This is a genomic window from Aquimarina sp. U1-2 (assembly GCF_017897595.1).
GTDB lineage: Bacteria > Bacteroidota > Bacteroidia > Flavobacteriales > Flavobacteriaceae > Aquimarina.
Genome location: NZ_JAGKIK010000022.1, coordinates 1 through 19,618 on the forward strand (window position 1 = coordinate 1; position 19,618 = coordinate 19,618).

Here is a 19,618-nt window from a genome sequence, read left to right on the forward strand (position 1 = left end):
GATGGGATACAATGTTATCAAGGAATAAAAACCTGGTTTAACTATTACAACAAAGAACGTAGACATCAAAATTTGGATAATGAACATCCAATAGCGGTTTATAAACAAAACCTAAAACCAGCAGCGTAATGAAAAATAAAAGAAAGTGGAGTTGTTAACAAAAAAAAGAAGTTATGAGTCTCCCCCCAGACCCCCCTCTTTCAACATCATTAACATCTTATTTTTTTAATATTCTGTCCTAAACATTGGGGGAATTATAAAGTTCTTACTGATCTTATAAAGTTGTTGGTATTCTTTTTTCATTTATAGTAAAACTTCTTATTTGTCTAAGTTGACATCTAATCCTTAAAATGCCAGTTCATCAAAAGTCTTATTCGAAGTTGTAATTGATTAGTTGGATGTTATTTAGGCATCTTTATACATTTGAAAATCATTTTTTATTTTTCTTTACAAAAAATATTGCAATACTGGCAATTAGCATTACAGCCCCAAAAACGATAACGATTAAACCGTAATTTTCTTCTACGTTATTCGAAATAACTATACCTAAAGTTACTAATACAATCCCTAGTATAAGGAAGACAAACTGAAATGAGTTTTTCATAATAAAGTGAAAATTTTATTCTAATGTCTCTAAAATTCTCAAAAGTATGCCTTGAAGAAATATTATCAGAAAAATTGGACAAAAAAATTATGCTCCATTTAGGATTAGTGCCTGAAAAAATCTTGAAGACCCAGTACCTACGGCATCGACACAAACTCCACCTAATGGTTTCCAGCCTTTATCAATGAGAGATTGTACTTCTTTTTCTAAATTTGTTTTAGTTTTTTGTTCGATTATTGTATATTTCATTTTTTATCTTTTAACAATTTATTTTTTTGTATAAATTAACTTATTTTTCTTGATAATCGCTAGCCTTGCATGCTTTTAATTACTAATCTTTTTTGATATTCTAAATCTCCAGGTGAAAGCTTTTTAAGCTTTCTTTCAATATTTTCAACGCAGCTTAGTTCAAAAAAATCTCTAATTGTTCCATTTTCTGTTATAAGATCTCTCGAAGAAGAATTGACTTCGAAATATGGGATATCTCCTCTTTATAAGTAACCTTAAAATCCGCTACAGTTAGAATTAGAAAATAACTGTAAATTTAGGATATGGAAAAAAAGTAGATTAAGCAAAGTACTTATCAGCAATAGTTTAAATAAACCCAAGAAAGCTATTTCATACTTCAAGAAAGTATGATCCTATATCTAATCATGCGAATTACGTCATTCCAGAATTTGAATATCCGTTTTAAAGTGACTAATACCAATGTAATCGCGTGGCACTAGTGATTTTTAAAAATTTAGCACAAAAAAATACGTATTTAGAAAACTAGCAGTAACCAACATGATGTGATATATATGATATAATCTTTTTATTTGCTTAGGCATAACTGGATTTCGCTATTTATAAGTATAATTTTCTCTAATTTTTAAATCATAAAAGCTTAGATTTAGTAACTCGGCATTAATTGATAAAATTAAATTGTTAAATTACAGTCAATATTGAAATAATTATGTTAAAAAATAGAATTATTATTATATACCCTTTAAATAACTTTACTCTAGATGTTTGTGGCTATATATGTATTTAAAATCATGAAATCCCAATGAAACACATTTTTACCCTATCTTTTTTATTAACTTTACTAACTTACTCCTATTCACAACAGAATTTACAAAATCAAAAGTTTGTAAGCGATTCCATTTTATATCAACAATTACTAGATTCTGTAAAATTCTATCGTAGCACTAATCAAAATAAAGCAGAAAAATTCTTAAACGACGCCGAACAAATAAATAATTTATACAACAATGAACGATGGGAAGCAAATATTTATAAATTAAGAGCTATTATAACTTATTTGAGAGGCGGAAAAGAAAATCTAGAAAAGGCTATTACACTACAAAAATCAGAGCTATTAATTTCTGAAAGGTTGGAAGATTCAAAAATGATTAGTGGTGCTTTAAATAATTTAAGCATTCTATATTCTAGGCAGGGAGACTACCCTAAAGCAGCTAAGTATGCCATTGAAAATATTAATCTACATCAAAAAGCACCTAGATCTGAGCATAATCAGATTGAACTAGGTCAGGCCTATGCGAGAATTGGAGATATCTACCTTAGTTTGAAATTGATTGACTCTTCTTTAATAAATCATCAACGTGCCTATGATATATTTAAAAATACAAAAATGCCTCAGTACTATAATCTGATTAGTTCATCATTGGTAAACTTAGGTTACATAAATCATTACTATATAAAAGACTATGAAAAAGCATTAATGATTTATACCAAAGCCTACGAAGAGTGTGATAAATCAAATATTAAATCATTGATTCAGATAACAATACTTTTGGGTGAAGTTCATAAAGCCAAAAAGCTATACGACAAGGCTTTGATTTATTACCATAGAGCACTTGATTTATATAAAAAAGATGAAAGAGACATTTCTACAAAAATAAGTTCGTTATCGTCGGTTTATATACAGATTAGCGAAAATTATCTTCTTACTTCGCAACCAGATAGTACAATTGTTTATGTAGATCAAGTACTAGAAGCGATTAACACTGGTTTACTTCAAAATATAGAGTTAGAAATGCTCGCTAATGATATTAAATCTAAAGCATTAGAGAAAAAAGGGGATTCTCTTTTATCACTTACATATTTTAAGAAATCTCAACTATTAAAAGATAGTTTAGAGCGATCTAAAAATATCCCTAAAACTACTGAAGTTTTATTGGCTAGTGAGAGAAATAAATTAATTGAAAAGGAAAAAAACTTTTTTGATGAACTAAATAAGCGTAATCTTTTACTTTTAGGTTCTGCAATTCTTGTGGTTATCATTTTAATAATTTCATTCATAATTTATTTCAAAAAGAAAAAGAAAATTACGAAACTGCATGAAAAAGAAAATAAACTAGTCACTGATCTTAATGATGCCGAAGAGCAACGAGATTACCTAAACAGACAAATCACCACATCATCTGCTCAGTTGGCTATCAAAAATGATTTATTATATAAAATTGATGAATTATTAGAACGTTTAGCAGAAAAAAATGTTTCTGAAGGAGATAAAAATACGATCAGATATGCACAAGATCATATCAATGATAATTTGGAACTGGATAAAATGTGGGATACATTTTTTACGCATTTCGAAAAAGTTCATCCACAGTATATAGAACGTCTTAAGGATAATTATAATCTTTCCATGAATGAATTACGCCTCTGCGCTTTTCTAAGGATGAACTTATCTTATAAAGAAATCGGACAACTAATAAATATTACTCAAAGCAGTCTACATGTAACTGTTCATAGATTAAAAAAGAAGTTTGACCTTCCAAAAGAACAAAGTGTATTCGATTTTTTACATTCATTTTCAGTCTAAAAATGTAATATATTGTAAATATTGGTCTTAATTCAACTAAGAATTCAAAAAATACGAACTATGAAATCCTTTAATATTACTGATGTTTGAAAGCATGTAAGCTTTTGTTAAGGTCTTGTAAGCCTTAGTTAAGCCTATTAATATATTATTAAAATAGTATTGCCGTTAAGTTTAAATTATAAAACACCTACTTACCGGGATACTATGAAACAAATTTTACCTCTGTTTATTTTTTTAATTGGCTATACTCATTTTTACGCTCAAAACTTAGTTCCTAATCCAAGTTTTGAAGAATTTGACGTTTGCCCGCCTTCGTCGACGATGAATCATACCACTCCACCGCGGGTGCACGAGTTCATTCGCAATTGGCAGGATCCGCCTTCCACCACCGACGTTTATCACGCATCGAGCGACTATGTACACTACTGCTCGCCTAGTTACCAAGCTTCGATCCCGCCTGCAACGGGGGCGGCGTTTATGGGCTTTATTCCATACAAAGACGGAAGCGCACAGTATCGAGAGTACATTCAAGTCCGGTTGAAAGCGCCCCTTTGCGCAGGACATACATACGAGGTGAAATTTAAGTTAGCCGACCGCAATCGCACCAATAAGGAGATCGACCGTATTGGAGCGCACTTCTCGGTAAATGAACTGCCTGCATCTCCAACAAGATCCGTGCTTGAGGTTACACCGCAGGTTACCACGCCCGCAGGGCAGTTTATTGCCAACGAGAACCGCTGGACCGAGTTTATCATGACCTTCACTAACGTTGGGGGAGGCGAGGAATGGTTAACGATCGGCAACTTTTTCGACAATGCGAGCACGAACGTACGCACGTCGCCTGGTTTCTTCGGCTGCTACGTGTACATCGACGACGTATCTGTCGTCGACGTAACATCTGCATTAACTGTTTCCACACCCACAATCGGTAATGCTAGCTGCGGCAACAGTGACGGGTCGGTTAGCGGCTTGACGGTTAGCGGCGGTAGCGGCACATACGCCTACGAGTGGATCGACAGCAGCGGCAATATTGTCGCCACCACGCGTGATGCGACAGGTCTGCCCCCGGGAGACTACGAACTCCGCATCGATGATGCCGGTTGCGTAGAGCTAGTTCCTGAGCGCTACACCGTCGGGGAAACTGGCTGTGAGTACCCATGCGGACCAGTCAATCTCGTCCCCAATCCCGATTTCGAGGAGTACAAGAACTGCCCGTCAGGACAGGCGAACAACGGCAATACACTTGGAAACCAAGTAAAGGAATGGTATTCACCTACCACAGGCAGTACCGACTACGTAAACTTCTGTAATCCCGGCAACCTACTACTCGGTCCACCCGATTACCCCGATGCGGGTTACATCCGCATGCACGTGTGGTACCCCGGGGGGCTGCGCGAGTACGCACAAGTACGTCTTGACGAGCCTATGATGGCTGGCGAGATTTACGACGTGAGCTTGGAAGCGAGCTTGCAGATGGGCAGCCGCTACGCTATCGACCGGTTAGGAATTCATCTCTCGCCGGGGCCAGTATCCTCTAAAGACAATCAGGTCCTGCCGGTCGCAGCGCAACTAGAAACGCCGGTGGGCGACTACATCGACAACAGACAAACTTGGCGGACCTTCACATGGACTTACAAAGCCACTGGGGGTGAGGAGTACCTTACGGTCGGTAACTTTCGCGACAATGTCACCACCAACTATGACGACATCGGCAGTGGGAGCGGATTTTCAGTCATCTATGTTGACGATGTGTATGTATACTCGAGGGGCAATACGCCAACTATAAATGCCGGACCAGACCAGACCATCAGCATGGGGCAAGTTGCTACATTAAATACAACCAGCACTGGGCCTTCGCCTGTAGGTTATTCTTGGACACCTACAACGGGACTCAACGATGCCACCGCCCAAAATCCTATTTTCAACCCTTCGACAGCTGGTTCGTATACTTTTAAAGTTCTAGTAGATTTTGGTGGTTGTTACGAGCAAGACTCGGTTACCATTACTGTAAATGCAAGTTCGTGTACCGAAGTAGTAGATGCAGGCCCTGACCAAACTATAAATGCTGGAGATAGCGCAACTGTTACGGCAACTCCCAGCAGCGGAACGCCTATCTACACCTGGACAGCTAGTCCGTCAGATCCTTCCCTTTCAGGACAGGAGAACATACAAGATCCCACCGTTTCACCTACGGTAACCACAACCTATACAGTAGAAGCAGATTTTGGCAGTGGATGTATGTCTAGTGATAGCGTGACTATTAGAGTAAACCCTCTTGTAACCTGTGGTAGCGCTAACCTTGTTCCCAATCCTAGTTTTGAGAATTATATTGCCTGTCCTACAGGGGTTCACAATCATGCGGCTAATAGATTTTTTTCAGATTGGCTAGATGACTGGTATGTGCCAACACTGGCTACATCTGATTATTTTAATACGTGTAATACTAATCAAGTAAATCCATTTAATGCAATAACTGGTGCTCAAGCTCCTGCTACGGGTGAAGCCTTTGCGGGCCTTTATGGATCACTTCCTCAGTATTACTACAGAGAATATCTAGGTATTGAACTTCTTTCCGGTTTAGTTGCGGGTACAACCTACGAAGTAAGTTTTAAATTAAGTTTAGCTGAAGTGAGCACAGGAAGCATGGACGAATTTGGTGTTGCATTCTTAAATTCTAAATTTACTAGTAATGCAGGATCAACAACTAATCCTGCCCCTACGGGAATAGTACCACAATTAGAAACACCTAGTGGTCAATTTATTTCAGATACTAATGGCTGGCAAACCTTTACTATGAGTTATACGGCTACCGGGGGAGAAAAATTTATCATGCTGGGAAATTTTGCTGAAGAGAATCAAACGAATACTTCCTCAAATATTAGAGAACTTATCTATATGTACATCGATGACATTGTTGTAAGAGATATAACTTATAGTAATATAGTCGACGCTGGTACAGACCAGACCATTAATCAAGGAGATAGTGTAACTATAATTGCAACTCCAAGTGCAGACACACCTACATATATCTGGACAGTCAATCCTGCAGATCCATCACTATTAGGACAGGAAATCATACAAAGCCCTACGGTTTCGCCTACCCAAACTACCACCTATTCCGTAACTGCTGATTTTGGTGGAGGGTGCACCGCAACTGACCAGGTGACAATATTTGTTAATGGCGGTTGTACTCTTTTGTTAGATGATACCTACATACAAATACAAAGTGCAGATTGCGGTCAAATTAACGGTAGCATAGAAGGGATCACCGTTACCGGAAACTCTGGTACTGAAACCTATAGTTGGATAGACGCATCAGGAGTACAAGTAGGCACTGACATAAATCTTATTGGAAGAGGATCCGGTAGTTATTCACTAAGTGTAGAAATTGGGGCCTGTATTACGACTATCGGTCCTTTTTCCATTGACGAGCTTGATAACTGTGAAAACCCAATTACATCCAGTATACAAATCGCCACGGTGATGACTCCCAATGGAGATGGCAGCAATGATATGTTTATGATTCGCGGACTGGAAAACTACCCTAATAACCGGCTCTATATCTTCAACCGCTGGGGCAATAAAGTGTATGAAGCTTCCAGTTACAACAATGATTGGTTTGGCAACTATCAGGGACGTCCCCTGCCTATAGCAACCTACTATTATGTATTGGAACTTAATGACCTAGATAGACAGGTCTTTAAAGGAGCGATCACTATTATCAGATAAACAAAAGTTGAAACCTGTTCACATTCTTTAAAATAAACCCCAATAATGAACTTATCTCATACAATAGAAAGTAAAATCATACGAAATAAAACAGTAGCATTCCTGTTTATAGTTTTTATAGGTATTACGGGCTTAGCACAGCAAAATCCGCAGTTTTCGCAGTACCTTCAAAACCCATTAGTACTAAATCCTGCTATTATAGGGGCAGAGGACATTACAGATTTTACCCTTGGGTACCGTAACCAATGGACAGGTTTTCAAGGTGCCCCCAGAACTGCTACACTATCATTTCAAAGCCCTACAGCATTACTTTTTTCAGGAAAGTCAAATATCGACAAATCCCACTCTGGGATCGGGGCATTTATCTATACCGATGATACAGGGCCCATCAACCGATCTGGCTATTATTTAGGGTATGCCTATCACCTGAAAGCTTCTGAAGAATGGTATGTGTCGCTAGGCACTTTTGTAGGAGGCAACCAGTTCCGCTTTGATGAAAGTGACGAGATACTGATCGACAATCCTAATGATATCCTGGTACAAAACTTTAGTACCACCAGCCTGGATATTAGTGCTGGGCTCTATATTTACTCAAAGCACCTGTTTATGGGGATGGCTGCAAACCAGCTATTAGACAACGAGATCTCTTATAATATACAAAACGGGGTGCTGACCAGTGGCAAGCTGAACAGGAATTACAATGTTCTGATTGGCAGCCGGGTAGAAATAGACCGGGACTGGACCTTAATACCGGCAGGGGTACTCAAGACTGTAATTAATGCTCCTGTACAATGGGATATGAACGTAAAGGCCGAGTATCAAAACAGATTATGGGGTGGTATCTCATACAGAAACAAAGAATCTGTTTATGCTCTGGCGGGCTTCCGATTGTGGAACAGCCTATCGATCAGCTACTCCTATGATTACCCCATCTCTGAGCTGAGAAGTAACCAATCCGGATCCCACGAGATTGTCATCAGTTACAAGGTTTTTGGCAAAGGTAATAATTGTGGATGTGCAGTAAATTCCTTATGATAGCTTCAGGACTTTAGTATTCTAGTCGAAAACTTTTGGCTTACAGTATCTAAAAATATAAATGGTATTGCACTTCCTAACTTCTTTCAGCAATGCATAGAAAAGAATCGAACTAGACTACAACTAAACACTTTATTAATTGCAAATGAATTTTTAATTCTTAGCCTTCTTGTTAAACTTTCGGATTCCCCATGCTACCTTATACGTTCTATAAAGTAAGTCATAAATTACCATTTCATGCAATCGGTTTTTTGATCTAAACAACCGGTTCATGTGCATATGAATATGACTCCGCATTAGGCTATCAAGTTCTGATTCGGTAGTGACTGCTGACAAAATTGCTGTAACAGCTGCTTTGCTTTGTATACTTCTCTCTTCAAGAATATCAAGAATTGGGGCGTAATCGGGATGATCTTCTTTTTCGAAATTTAAAAAATTATCGATTTTATCTTTTTCATCTCTAAATTTTTTATCCAACTGTTTTGTAAGGAATTTGTTCCTGTGAAATTCAGCTCCAAATCCGGTTTTCAACCCTTCTAATAACTTCAGTTTTCTATCGTCGTCATACTTAAAATCGTTTAACAAGGTGTCTATCGCTCGTACGCCCAACAACCACCGAAGCTCTTCTCCTTCGTCACCTTCTACCATATCAAGAAAATTGATAATCAATGTACTGTCATGAAAGAATATAATTTCTGAGGGTTGCATGGTGCTTTCACCGTACCGCTCTATTTCCCTTTGATAAGTATCTATTTGCACCTTCCAAATTAAATCTTCATCAACATAATTTTTAATAGGCAGATACAACGCGTTAATAATATCACCCACCTGAGCCGGATAGGTATAAAGAAATCGCACACGAATATGCGGTTTTGGATCACTATATCGTATAAAAAACCAAGAATCGATGCTTTTGTTTTTTAATAATGAAGTCGTTACAGGTTTGATAATGTTGGTAAGTACCAAATCTGAAGTTTTGGGACCCGTATAGATTTTATAATACAGCCACTCCCCACCAATTACAAATGATCTTTGGATCCTACTCATACTGCGTTTTGCTATTTTTCAGTTTTTTATCGTTATAAAAAGAAATAATCAACTGATTGGTAAAATGTTCTTTATCTTTAGTAACTATACTATTTTCAACATGCAAAAACTCTTTGATTTGAAAAGCCGATCTGTTTTTAATCGTATCCAATAACATGAGCATAGAAGCTATATTCGCTGTATTTATTAAAAGTTCGTTATCCCCATCTATCAAAAGAACATATTGTGGTATTTTTTTTGATGCTACAAACTTTTGAACTTCTGCTTTAAAGATTTCATTATTTTTTCGAGCTTCTACCAATGATTTGATTTCTTTCTGTTTAATATTCCAGGTAGCAGAGGATATGATAATTTCTTTATATTCGACCCTGGGTAAAAAGTCATATTCGTGTACTAGCGGTCCCCAGTTAAATCCTATTCCCGATCGCTGATTTTGAGTTTGCAAATTGGCCAAAAACTGATAAATAGGCAATGCATTGGCCGAATAGTTGTGTGCATTGGTAAGGTGTGGCAATACCTCTTTATCGTACTTTTTTGATCTTAATGTGATAGGACCATATGCCGTAGTAGAAATCATGAGATCATCCAAAGTAAGTTGATGTGATACATCGAGAATAGATTTTGCCAGGTAAGGGATCTCATAAGATCTAAAAGCCGGTCGCATCAAGATGTTACCTACCCTCGATTCTGGCAAGTGTACTATTTCTGCCAGAATTTTGTCTGGATTTTGTTGTTGTTCTACCTGTAGTATTTCTTGGGTATAATCATATAATTCGGGATCCCCATGGCAAAAACGCCCTAACAAATTGGCAGCACTCGACCCACCAGCACTAGATAGTACGACTTTTTCTTCACCGTGATGAGTTACAATCTCTATCATTGAAGAAATCGTATCGGGTAGATCGTCCCAGTTGGCTTCAAAACCTTCAAAATCGGCATCGCTCAGCACGATACAATGCTCATGTTGCGCAATGCTTTCTATTAATTTTTTCTGAAGAATAGTAACTACAGGAGACCATTTGATGTCTTTTGCAATGTTATCCTCATTTTTCTGCGGAAGAATAATATCGTCTACTATAGCACTTACATCACCCAAACCCTGATTTTGAAGAAAACCAACGCCTAATTCTACATCAAGCGCTTTTGATAAGGGGACTTCACGCTCTTCGTAGCGCTCATAAAAAGCAGCCTTAAATGCAGACAATGGTGTGTCTTTTGGCGGTAAAGATAGTTTATTAAGAAAAGTGATTGCCTGTCGTACTTTATGGATCCACTTTTTGTCTAGAACATTAGATGCCGTAGAAAGCAACATATCGGTCTGAAACATATATTTGAGTTGAAAACCTACATCTAGTTTTTCGAGAGACTTGCCCAAATTGATATATGTTTCGGTTGTATTGCCTATGCGCTCGTCGAGTTTTTCTAGTGTTGTTTGCGTGTTTTCTAATACAGAAACCAGGTGTGTTGTATGTCGCAACTTTTTTAATACCGGAAGAATTTGATCCAAAAATTCTGGCCCTGAAACTGAAGGTTCTAACTCACTAATCAATAATTGGCTATCTACTAGTTGATTGATAAAATCCTGAGCATCATCTATGGTAATCTCATCATCTACCAACAGCATCGCCAGATCTTTTAATAAGGCTCCATGCTGTGCTTTTTGAATAACTTTTTCGAGATACTCAGACTGTTCTACCCCTACAATATGGTGTATTCTTTTGCTGTTCACATAGGTATACTCTACATATCTTAATTGATGGCCGGTTGTATAGATGCTTGTATTGGGATAAAAGAGTAACTGGCTACGTATATTTTCATTTGTAACAATCTCTTGTGATAGGGCCACAAGATAATTCATGTCTAGCCTGGTGTGCCTCTTGTAATTGAATGAATCATGCAGTTCTATTTGAGTTTCATTTGCGAATGCACCTACTGCTGTTCCTGCAAAAAGTCCAAAAGGAGTACATCTGGATGACATACGGCTGATATATTTCAACACGGCATACATCATTTTATCAGACTTATTCTTATCTGTGATAGCGCCTGATAGCCATTTTTCGAATTCTGAAAATAAGGCAGGTGATGCCAGAAAAATAGCTTCTTTGATGATGGGATCGCTACATATTTTTTTTAATTCTTTTTCAAGCTCATCATTTTGAGTTAGCTTTTTATAAAAAGTGAAAGAAAATAAAGGAGCGCGTAAAACATATTTTGAAAAAGGTTGATAAGCCATGAGTGTGTAGTGACAATTTATATGCTTCGAACTAGTGTATTAATAAACATTCATCCCATTTGGTTTCAAAATCGGCCAAAAAGGATATCATGGCCAGTCCTATGCCCGCAATGCCTTCTAACAGATTCGTTTCTTCTTTCCATTGCTCTTTCTCACCACCCCATTGCATATACCCTGCGTTACCATTATGAGTAGCCATAGTTACAGCCTGATCCATCCAATGATGAGCGACTACTTTAAAGATAGGTTCTTGAGTTTCTTTGTACATAAAGTGGAAAATATGCGCAATACCGCAAGACCCATGACAAAGCCCTACATCTTTCACTCCTGCTTCTATCCTATCTTTTCGGGTTGCCGCATTTCTAAGAATAGTAAGCGCTTCCTTTTTATAACTACTATTGTCTAACGCTTTTCCTGCCTTCCATAAAGAAAGTCCCAGACCCAAATCTCCATAACACCAGGCAAGCCTTGCTTTTGGCACTTTATCCATTCCTTCATAAATCCAGGTAGGAAACATAGACGTCGAACTGGAATCATAACATTTCTGATGTTGTATATATTCTACCGTTTGGATTAATACCTCTTTTACTTCATCCTTAAAATCATCAAAGGCATAGATGCGGCTTAAAAAATTAATAATACTTGCAAGTCCATGTGATAAACTCAAATTTACCCCTACCATCTTCTTCTCGTGATCTAGCATTGTTTTCCAGTAGGTTCCGGCTTGGTCTTGTAATGCTGATTTTTTAAGGGCTGTAACCAGATAATGAAGATAGTCTTTATACCTGGTTTTTAACTGCGTATTCTGTGTATTTTGATACCGCTTTAAGAAGTAACACCCATAACCAATAGCACCGTGTAAAAAATCATAATACCCCTCGTCGGTGTTAGCTTTCATTGAGACAAATAAATATTCATCTAAATCAGACAATAGTTCGTCACTATCGATATCAATAAATTCTTCTTCGTTCAACAGCTCGAGCACCCATCCGGCACCTGCGATTCCTGTACAAAAGGTAGGATATGTATAGCCATTATTGATTTCATTAATAATTTTTGATAGTGTAGTTACCCCGAGGTCTGCAGGCTCTTCTGCATCTATCAATCGAGAATAATAGAATTGAAATAAAGAAATTCCAGACGAACCAGATAGCACCCCATGATGTTTTTCGTTAGTACCAGAATTTTTAAGTACATCATAAATATCTTTCAATTTACTTTCTAGTAAAGCTTTATTATTCATAGTTCTAGAGTCGCTATACATCAAGGTTTACATTATATTAGTACCCTTTATATTTTAACCTACAATATATGACAGAATGGTGCAAAATGAAAAGTTATCTATAAAATTTTAATACACAAGTAAACTACCTTGGGGCAAGCCCACAAGGCATTCGTTGAAAACAATTTTTCAATTTCGAGACAAGCCTCGGGATATCATACCCTTTGGCGGTGCCAATAAAATCAGTTCAAAAAATGGGTATTACCTCTTCAATAATCTAATGGTTTCCAGATACGATCCAGATGTAAGGGTAAGCATATATAGCCCTGAAGGAAGCGTATTGGTAAGCCAAGAAATATTCAAAACGCTTTTCCCCTTATCCATGTATTCTTTCGGCATTTGTGCAATTACTCTTCCTTTGATGTCGAATATTCCGATCTGTACCGATCCAAACTCAGGCTGTTGCCAAACTAACGTTGCCTCATCGGTAACTTCATTAGGATATAAAGTGAGCTTAGAATCAACAGCTTCTTTTCCAAATCTACCTGAATTGATGGTCACATCCATATTACCCGGTGCAGACCAATTACCGGCATCATCTCTTACCATACTTTTTATTTTTCCATTGGTCGTTCTTAAATCATCGGTATTTACGCTGCCTACACTAACATCAACACGAGTACCTGCTCTAAATTTATATACTTTAAGATCATCAAATTCGACTGCCGTTTTATTAGTACGTAACGAAATAGCGACTCCCTCTCTAATTTGGCTGGCATCGGTCCAGCTAAGTAAGCTTTCATTATTTTTCCAAATCTGCAATACTCCATACGCTGGGCTGTAGGTAACTCTATATTTAGCCCAATTGTTATCCAGCGCTACATCGGCTATTGCTCTAAAATAAAGTATGTTGTTTACGGTTTCATAAATTCGTACTTTATTGTCCTCTCCGCTAAACCAAATTAAATACGAATTTCCTCGCTGACTTTGAGTACCATCAGATGACATGATATGAATTCCAAACTTACGAGGACCCGTAGTTGAGTTTACCTTGGCAGCAAACTCATATAGATACGGCAATCCTGAATCTTGAAGTAGATATGAACTCCACAACGTATTATCTGATGTCGTATTAGTTTGTCGTAATCTGCCATTAGTTACACTCCAGGTTCCTGCGCCTTTATCATAGACACCAAAATCCTGCCCAAAATTTTCGTTAAAAAATCCGTTCCTTCGATTTGCCAAAAAGCTAGAGCTATATTGCTCTAATACTTGATAGTATCGCCGGGTTACACCAACATTATCTGCATCGGTAAAGATAGCCGTAAAATCTCCCGTTTGGATATTTCCTCCACTAATTGAAGTTGTTGGAGGAGTCGTATCACGAGGTGGTAAAGTACCCCCACCCGAGCATCCGTTAGACAATAGCGAATTAACTCCGCTACGTATACTACTTAGTGTTGCGTACCCTCCGTTTCCCGGGCATGCAGAGCACCCTGCGTCTCGATGACCAGCTATATGGGTAAGCGACCTATTTACAGCGTAGTGAAATGATGACCCTAGCGGATTGATATTTTCTTTATTAGCCTTCCAGGCCAATAATCGTTTAAGTGAGGTTTGTGTAGCTGTAGTTGGCGTTACACTAGAGTAATCGCCTAGCATGCAGACTCCCATCGTATTTCGGTTTCTACCGCAAAAATGAGCTCCAACTGCATTATCACCTCCTGCTCTTCCTTCATAAATAACGCCGTTGGGATCTACAAGAAAATTATAGCCAACATCAGACCAACCATTTCCGTTAATGTGAAAATTCTGCACAGCGCGTACACGTGCAGCCCAATCTCTACTGGTATTTGATCCAAATTCATGATGAATAATAAGGTGAGACACACTAGAGGTTGCCGCTGCTCCTCTGGGGATAGCGCCCCATTGACGCCTACTTACTACAGCAGGTTTAGCACATGTGGCTTTTGCTGTTCCCACGTTTTGTTTTATTTGCTTTTGAATTTTTTTTGGAGTCTCCCCGGGACTGTAATGATGAAATTTCACTTTTGAGATTACAAAACCTTCAGTTCTGTTTTTTATGACCATCTTATACTGAATGTACTGCGTACGTTTATCCAAAAACTCCATTTTAGAAACAATACGAGTTGATGTTTGAGCTGCATGTCCATCGAGAGTGGCTTTTTTCCAACCAGACCATTTGTTGTCTTTTTTGGAAGTTCGGTAGGTGATTTCCAATTGCTGGTCATCCAATTGTTCTCCTTCCCAAACTGTATAAGCTGAAATAAAAGGTTTAGCTTTTTTAAGTTGAATACGAACCGGAGTAAGTACAAATTCCGGAATTTGAGACTCTTCTTGCATAGCAGTAAGCCCTTTAGAATTTGAAGCAATCGCTTTGCTCGTAGATACGGCATTACTGTTGGTCAATACCACCTCAAAGGTTTCGGCACCTTCGCCTTTAAAAGTTTGTCGCTTTTCTTGTGCCAAAGTAGTGAGCATAAGAAAAAAACAACATAGTATTAAGGGCAATACATTGTTTTTCATGATAACTGAGTTTGTGTTAATTTATCTAAAATTGAAAAAAAATTGTTCTTTTCCAAAGGAAACCTAACTAAAAAGCGTTCAGCTATCGAAAGTTTGATGGTAAACCGTAATTCTTTCGTTAATAAAACAGACTGTCCTTAATTTACATTGGACTCAAAGAGGTATTCGTACTATTTTAGTAGGATGCAAACTGTTACGAAAAATAAATATAAATACCAATTACGACCATACATATCAGTGCTCCTGTGATTTTAACTCCTTTCCAGGGCGCAATTTCTACTTCTTGTGTATATTTTTGAATATAAGGATGCGCTCTGGGTTGTATTTTGCCTATAATCAACATAATAGCGACATTTAGTACAAAGAGAATAGCCATAACATGTAAAAAGTGAGGAAATAAACCATCTAGTACCGTCGCATCCAAGATTACATATAGTAGGTATAACACTGCTCCACATAGTATTGCAATTTTAGCAGCTACTGCCGGAACATTTTTGGTTAAGTATCCCACTACAATGATTGTTAAAATAGGAATGCTATAGCATCCATTTACCTGCTGTAAATAACTGAAAATGCTCTCTGCACTTTGCAAAAAAGGAGCTATAATCATAGCGAAGAGCGCAAGACCGGTTCCAAATAATTTACCTGCCTTAACAGTTTGCCTTTCAGATGCTTCTTTATTGATATATTCTTTATAAATATCTACACCAAATAAGGTTACAGAACTATTTAATGCACTATTAAACGAACTTAAAATTGCACCAAAAAGAACTGCCGCAAAAAACCCGACCAGCGATAGTGGTAGTACTTTGCTAACGAGCATAGGATATGCCTCATCTGCTTTGTCTAAAGTATCTCCAAACATATGAAAAGCAATAATCCCCGGAAGCACAACAATCAAAGGTCCCAATATTTTGATAAAAGAAGCCAGTAGTAATCCTTTTTGACCTTCTTTTAAGTTTTTTGCACCCAATGCTCTCTGAATTATTGCTTGATTGGTTCCCCAATAAAATAATTGTACCAACATCATTCCTGTAAATATAGTAGCAAAGGGTACAGAAGCGTTACTATCACCGGTAGCATCAAACTTTTCAGGATTTTCTTTAAATACGGTGCTAAGGCCTTGTGCTATGCTACCATCTCCTATTTCTAAAAGACCAAATATCGGAATCAAAATCCCTCCTATTAATAGCCCAATAGCATTAATCGTATCTGAAACTGCTACTGCTTTAAGTCCTCCAAAAATTGCATAAATCGACCCAACAATACCTATCCCAAATACACATAACCAAATGGAAACATTTTTTGAAACACCTAGCAATTCAGGAATATCAAACATCGTACTTAAAGCCAAAGATCCTGTGTACAAAACGATGGGTAGTAATACTATGGCATATCCCGTAAGAAAAAGACCAGAGGCAATAGCTTTGGTAGTTGTATCATATCGTCTTTCTAAAAATTGAGGAACAGTAGTGATTCCTCCTTTAAGATAGCGGGGCAACAAAAATATAGCGGTGACCACCATAGCTATAGCCGCTAGTGTTTCCCAGGCCATGACTAGAATTCCTTCAGAAAATGCACTACCATTAAGACCTACAATTTGCTCTGTAGAAAGATTGGTAAGAAGTAACGAACCGGCAATAACAATACCCGTTAAGCTTCTACCCCCAAGAAAATAACCGTCTGAAGTGTTTTCATCAGTTTTTCGAGTTGCATAATAGGCAATAACCCCAACAAGAAGTGTAAAACCAATAAAAGAAAGAATCCCGATATGATCGAGTAGAAACGTAAAAAAGCTGCCCATGATTTGTTAATTTGAAGCCCTAAATATATAGGATTTATTTTAACTAAGGTTTTATTGCCTTTTATAGCATAGTCATCCTATGCTTTTCTACCACGTTATTATTACCTAAAAATGATTTAAATCCCTGCCAAAATAGTTAACAGATGCTTGTCGCGTCAAACTAGATTGACTATTTTAAAGAATCACATAGCTTATGCCAAAACTGTTTCAGTAAACCAGAGAACACTACCCTAAAAAACAGCTGTTTTAACAGACATGTCAATATGCTTTTTTTTAAAATTACGAATATCCGCAATTTAACATAAACGGTTTGCGTCAAGCTGAATACTGAAACGAGTTCAGCACAGGCTTGTTTCAGCTTCTCATCTCAATGTACTGAAAATAAACGTAATGAGATCCTGAAATGAATTCAGGATGACTTCTCAGTTAAATTTTAGGTACAATAACGGACAATCAATTAAAAAGTTCTATCAGTAAGCAATAGCAGTCAAAAAATCATAAGACATCCTTAAAATTTGTTAAGTTTTTTAGAAAATGATAATAATCCACAAGACAAACGTTTTCAAAACAAACACATCAACACACTAACTCAACACTCAAATGAATGCAAATCTTACACCACACTTGTACCCAGTCATACCTTTGACGAATTAGCTTAACTACATAAATACTCTCGTAAACCCTCAATACTTACCTCTTACTTGGTGTAAAACTACACGCACAAATGCGAATACCAGAACTTAACCAGTAATTACCTATGCATTTGTTGGACCTCAGATACGCTTGATCTGAGGTCTTTTTCATTGAGCTGATTCAAACTGTAATAAATACGCTATTTTTGAGTTGTTATTTATAATGTACTAATGAAGAACTTCTATTTTTATATTCTTATATTAATCCTTGTTTTGAGTTCTTGTAACCACAACAAGCAATTGCCTGTTGGACAGGATGAACAAACTGCAAAACTTGATAGCCTTTCTAAGGCAAAAATCAATCTAAATTTATTACAACCTTCTCCCCAGGCGCAAGAAGACCTTAAGAATTTTGAAGATTTTGAAAACCTGCAACATCTTATTACGACATTACAAGCTTCTAATCCGTATTATATTCGTAAACGTGTAGATAGTTTGTCGTTACTGATTCAGACTTTTGAAGAAAATTTATCTGAAGATTTAAACGTGAATACGATTAACTCCAGGCTTACTGTCTTGAATACAGAAGTTGGTCTTTTGCAATTATTGTCTGAAAGCAAGCAGCCTAATCCAGAAAACTTTTTAAAAGCTAACACCAGAATCATAAAAGCATACAATAGCTTAATTATACAATTAAACGAGCTATCTCTGGCCATTCCAGATGCTATAGAAAAAGAATTATTAAGAGAAGAAGAAAACAAATAACTATAAAGCACTTTGTAGTATGCGAAAGTACATTATCTACGTTTTACTATTGAGTTTAAGTTTTGGCTACACGCAGGAAGAAACTAAAATCGATACTATACTTACCAAATGGCACAAAGCAGCAGCCAATGCCGATTTTAAGACATACTTTGATCTAATGACTAACGATGCTATTTTTATAGGCACCGATCCCACCGAAAATTGGCAGTACGATGCGTTTAAAACGTTTGCAAAACCTTATTTTGATAAAGGAAAAGCATGGAGCTTCACAACTTTGGAAAGACATATTTTTTTGGATCATAGTAAAAAAGTCGCCTGGTTTGACGAGTTGTTAGATACGCAAATGGGTATTTGTAGAGGCAGCGGAGTTGTACAAAAAACAACAAAAGGTTGGAAAATACAACATTATGTACTTTCTATTACGATACCCAACGAAAATGTAAAAGAAATCATGGCACTTAAAAAGAAATTTGATCTTGATTTGATAAAAAAGCTTAATACTGCCAGAGACTAAAAGTACTTTTCTTTAAATTCTACCAGGTCTGTAAAACAGTATAGAGCACCATGTGCAAGTAATTTTGTTTTGTTTTTATCTCCTATTCCTACAAAATCCAAATGTAAATTTTGTGCAGTTTTTAAATCCCAAAGTCCGTCACCCAGGGATACGATCTTGTCAAAACTCGAGGTATTATAGTACGTTTTTGCCTTTTTTATAGCATCAAGTACAAAGCCCTCTCTTGTTTCATGTGTTTTTGAGGTTGCCAAAAGCCGCTCATCATGCCATATGTTGCATTGCTCTAGCTTCATCATCGCAGGTTTGGGCAAAGCTCCTGTCGCAAAGCAAAATGAGATATGCTGCTCTCTAAAATAAGCTATCAGAGATTTTGCTCCGTTAATTTCTTCTACAGGGGTGAAGAGATTCATCTGCCGCACCAAATCAGTTTCAAAATCATCCAATAGACCAGCTGGAGGCACCGTAGCAAAATTACGTTTGTAGTTATATCGTAACGCATAACTATCTGTGTGATGCTGGTAGTTGTTATAATCGGTATCGATATCGTTAATTCCAAGTGCTTGCATGGCATTGGTGACCGACATTAAATACATAGGCACACTATCGGTAAGTGTGCCATCAATATCAAAAATAAAAAGTGTATTTTTCAAAAGTTG

At 37.2% G+C, this 19,618-nt stretch carries 13 protein-coding genes; 5 read left to right on the top strand and 8 right to left on the bottom strand.

The genetic code is table 11. The features are described from left to right. Positions 1–430: 430 nt before the first annotated feature. Both J8281_RS18020 and J8281_RS18025 read right to left on the bottom strand, forming a co-directional pair. Positions 431–604, bottom strand: coding sequence for a hypothetical protein (locus J8281_RS18020; protein ID WP_210199060.1), 174 nt, complete (start codon positions 602–604; stop codon positions 431–433). Positions 605–691: 87 nt separating this feature from the next. After that, positions 692–853, bottom strand: coding sequence for a DUF1737 domain-containing protein (locus J8281_RS18025; RefSeq protein ID WP_210199061.1), 162 nt, complete (start codon positions 851–853; stop codon positions 692–694). 799 nt (positions 854–1,652) lie between these two features. Between J8281_RS18025 and J8281_RS18030 the strand changes: the two genes are divergently transcribed. From J8281_RS18030 to J8281_RS18040, 3 genes are all read left to right on the top strand, one after another. Further along, complete coding sequence (locus J8281_RS18030) at positions 1,653–3,434, top strand: tetratricopeptide repeat protein (RefSeq protein ID WP_210199062.1); 1,782 nt, start codon at positions 1,653–1,655, stop codon at positions 3,432–3,434. A gap of 1,371 nt (positions 3,435–4,805) precedes the next feature. Then, a complete protein-coding gene (locus J8281_RS20005) occupies positions 4,806–7,163 on the top strand; it encodes a gliding motility-associated C-terminal domain-containing protein (protein ID WP_210199063.1) in 2,358 nt (785 codons plus the stop codon). A 45-nt stretch (positions 7,164–7,208) separates the two neighbouring features. Beyond that, the gene (locus J8281_RS18040) at positions 7,209–8,198 is read left to right on the top strand and encodes a type IX secretion system membrane protein PorP/SprF (RefSeq protein ID WP_210199064.1); all 990 of its coding nucleotides are present in this window, start codon (positions 7,209–7,211) and stop codon (positions 8,196–8,198) included. A gap of 153 nt (positions 8,199–8,351) precedes the next feature. Here the strand turns inward: J8281_RS18040 and J8281_RS18045 are convergent, their stop codons facing one another. From J8281_RS18045 to J8281_RS18065, 5 genes are all read right to left on the bottom strand, one after another. Further along, positions 8,352–9,245, bottom strand: coding sequence for a thiopeptide-type bacteriocin biosynthesis protein (locus J8281_RS18045; RefSeq protein ID WP_210199065.1), 894 nt, complete (start codon positions 9,243–9,245; stop codon positions 8,352–8,354). Continuing rightward, positions 9,238–11,478, bottom strand: coding sequence for a lantibiotic dehydratase family protein (locus tag J8281_RS18050; RefSeq protein WP_210199066.1), 2,241 nt, complete (start codon positions 11,476–11,478; stop codon positions 9,238–9,240). Before J8281_RS18050 ends, J8281_RS18045 begins: the two co-directional genes overlap by 8 nt. A 31-nt stretch (positions 11,479–11,509) precedes the next feature. Further along, entirely contained in the window at positions 11,510–12,721 is a 1,212-nt protein-coding gene (locus J8281_RS18055) for a lanthionine synthetase C family protein (protein WP_210199067.1), read from the bottom strand. Positions 12,722–12,961: 240 nt separating this feature from the next. Continuing rightward, a complete protein-coding gene (locus tag J8281_RS18060; protein ID WP_210199068.1) occupies positions 12,962–15,247 on the bottom strand; it encodes an N-acetylmuramoyl-L-alanine amidase in 2,286 nt (761 codons plus the stop codon). A gap of 193 nt (positions 15,248–15,440) precedes the next feature. Next, the gene (locus tag J8281_RS18065; RefSeq protein WP_246849159.1) at positions 15,441–17,051 is read right to left on the bottom strand and encodes a solute:sodium symporter family transporter; all 1,611 of its coding nucleotides are present in this window, start codon (positions 17,049–17,051) and stop codon (positions 15,441–15,443) included. Between the two features lie 863 nt (positions 17,052–17,914). Between J8281_RS18065 and J8281_RS18070 the strand changes: the two genes are divergently transcribed. Both J8281_RS18070 and J8281_RS18075 read left to right on the top strand, forming a co-directional pair. Continuing rightward, entirely contained in the window at positions 17,915–18,448 is a 534-nt protein-coding gene (locus J8281_RS18070) for a hypothetical protein (protein WP_210199069.1), read from the top strand. A gap of 19 nt (positions 18,449–18,467) precedes the next feature. Next, complete coding sequence (locus J8281_RS18075; protein ID WP_210199070.1) at positions 18,468–18,962, top strand: nuclear transport factor 2 family protein; 495 nt, start codon at positions 18,468–18,470, stop codon at positions 18,960–18,962. On the opposite strand, the gene J8281_RS18080 is transcribed toward J8281_RS18075, so the two are convergent. Beyond that, positions 18,959–19,612 carry an HAD family hydrolase gene (locus J8281_RS18080; RefSeq protein ID WP_210199071.1) on the bottom strand — a complete coding sequence of 218 codons (654 nt, stop codon included), beginning with the start codon at positions 19,610–19,612 and terminating at the stop codon, positions 18,959–18,961. The two genes, J8281_RS18075 and J8281_RS18080, sit on opposite strands and share 4 nt — an antisense overlap. Positions 19,613–19,618: the final 6 nt, after the last annotated feature.